At 76.0% G+C, this 2,060-nt stretch carries 2 protein-coding genes; one reads left to right on the top strand and one right to left on the bottom strand.

Annotated elements, in window-relative coordinates:
• Window positions 1–126 precede the first annotated feature (126 nt).
• Window positions 127–1,083 carry a GTPase Era gene (gene era / locus WCS02_RS19910; protein ID WP_340296029.1) on the top strand — a complete coding sequence of 319 codons (957 nt, stop codon included), beginning with the start codon at window positions 127–129 and terminating at the stop codon, window positions 1,081–1,083.
• 11 nt (window positions 1,084–1,094) lie between these two features.
• Here the strand turns inward: era and WCS02_RS19905 are convergent, their stop codons facing one another.
• Window positions 1,095–1,811, bottom strand: coding sequence for a DUF305 domain-containing protein (locus WCS02_RS19905; protein ID WP_340296027.1), 717 nt, complete (start codon window positions 1,809–1,811; stop codon window positions 1,095–1,097).
• Window positions 1,812–2,060 lie beyond the last annotated feature (249 nt).

Below are 2,060 nucleotides of genomic sequence, written 5' to 3'. Positions count from 1 at the left end.
CGAGGCGGCCGTGGCCCAGGCGGCCGCGCGCGGCGTCACCCGGCTGAGCGCCGTCGCGGTCGTCGGCGACGAGCAGCCCGACCCCGCCCTGCTCGCCGCCGTCGGCGACCCGCGGGTGGTCCGGGCGTGAGCGGCACCGCGTCCCCCTACCGCTCGGGCTTCGCCTGCCTCATCGGCCGCCCGAACGTCGGCAAGTCCACGCTGATGAACGCGCTGGTCGGCGAGAAGGTGGCCATCACCAGCGACAAGCCGCAGACCACCCGGCGCAGCATCCGGGGCGTCGTCCGGCGGCAGGCGGCCGACGGCGGCAGCGCCGAGCTCGTCATGGTCGACACCCCCGGTGTCCACCGGCCCCGCACCCTGCTCGGCGAGCGCCTCAACGACCTGGTGCGCGACAGCATCGCCGAGGTCGACGTGGTCACCCTGTGCCTGCCCTCCGACGGCCCGGTGGGCCCGGGGGACCGGCGCCTGGCGGAGCAGGTCGTCGAGCAGGTCGGCTCCCGCCGGCGCACCTCGGTCGTCGTGGCCGTCACCCGCACCGACCTCGGCCGCGGGGCCGACGTCCCGGAGCGGCTCGTGCAGGCGCAGCGGCTCGCCGACCAGGTCGGCCTGGACGTGGCCCACTTCGTCCCCACGTCGGGCACGCGCGGCGACGGCGTCGACGTGCTCGCCGACGTGCTGGTCTCGCTGCTGCCCGAGGGCCCGCCGCTGTTCCCGCTCGAGCAGGTGCACGACGTGCCCGTCGACGTCCTCATCGCCGAGCTGGTCCGCGAGGCGGCCCTGGACGGGGTCCGCGACGAGCTGCCGCACTCCCTCGCGGTGGTGACCGAGGAGGTCGTGCCCCGCGAGGACCGGCCCGAGACCCGCCCGCTCACGGACGTGCGCGTGCTGGTGTACGTCGAGCGCGACAGCCAGAAGGCGATCGTCATCGGCAAGGGCGGCGAGCGCCTCAAGCACGTCGGCACCCGGGCCCGCCGCGGCATCGAGGGCGCGCTCGGCGTCCCGGTGCACCTGGACCTGCGGGTCAAGGTCGCCAAGGACTGGCAGCGCGACCCCAAGCAGCTGCGCCGGCTCGGCTTCTGACGGGCCGCCCCTCAGGCGGGGGGCAGCGCGGCGTGCATCCGGGCCATCCGGTCGATCTCGATCCGCTGGTCGCTGTCGACGTGCTGGGCGAGCTGCTGCAGCCGCGGGTCGGCCGCGGCGCCCTCGGTCGCGAGCAGCCCGTCGACCATGGCCAGGGCCCCCTCGTGGTGCTCGCTCATGCCCTCGAGGAAGAGCCGGTCGAACGTGGCGCCCGAGGCGGCCTCCAGCTCGGTGAGCCGGTCCTGCGACAGCATCCCGGGCATCGCCGCGTGGTAGTCGGCGTGGTCACCCCCGTCGCCGTGGCCGTCCGCGTGGTCGTCGTGCGCGGCGCCGGAGCGCTCCTGCAGCGCCGCGTGCTCGTCGAGCAGGCGCTGGAGCTGCTCGAGCTCCGACGTCTGCGCGATGTCCATCCGCTGCACGAACAGCCGGAGGTCCTCGGAGCCGCTGCGGGAGGGCACCAGCGCGGTCATCTCCAGCGCCTGCTCGTGGTGCGCCTGCATGCCGCGCATGAACTCCACGTCGGTCGCGCTGAACGGCGAGCCGGCGAACACGTCCTCGGCCGGCGCGGCCGTGAGCACCTCGTTCGGCTCGCCGGGCGCACCCGCCTGCAGGTGCACGACGTCGGGGTCCAGCGCCCGTGCCTCCTCCTGCCCCGAGCAGCCCGCCAGCAGCGCCGCGGCCAGGCCGACGGGCAGCACGAGCCGTGCGGGGAGGGCGGTCAGGCGCATCGGGACTCCTCGACGACCGTCCGGTCAGGAGCCTTGATCTCCAGGACGGCGCACGCGATATTAGCCCGCACCAGCGGGACCGCAGCCCTCCGGCAGCGCGGCAGCGGCTCGGTCACGAGCCCACCCCGACCACGAGGGGCACCCTTGACGACACCACGCACCTCCACCCGCGCGGCGCGCCTGCGGGCCGCCACGCTCGCCGTCGCGGTCGCCGCAGCGCTCGTGCCGGCCGCGGCCGCCGCGGCCCTG

The organism is Aquipuribacter hungaricus (assembly GCF_037860755.1).
GTDB lineage: Bacteria > Actinomycetota > Actinomycetes > Actinomycetales > JBBAYJ01 > Aquipuribacter > Aquipuribacter hungaricus.
The sequence above is the reverse complement of the archived record's forward strand: the minus strand, read 5'-3'. Positions and strand labels throughout refer to the sequence as shown.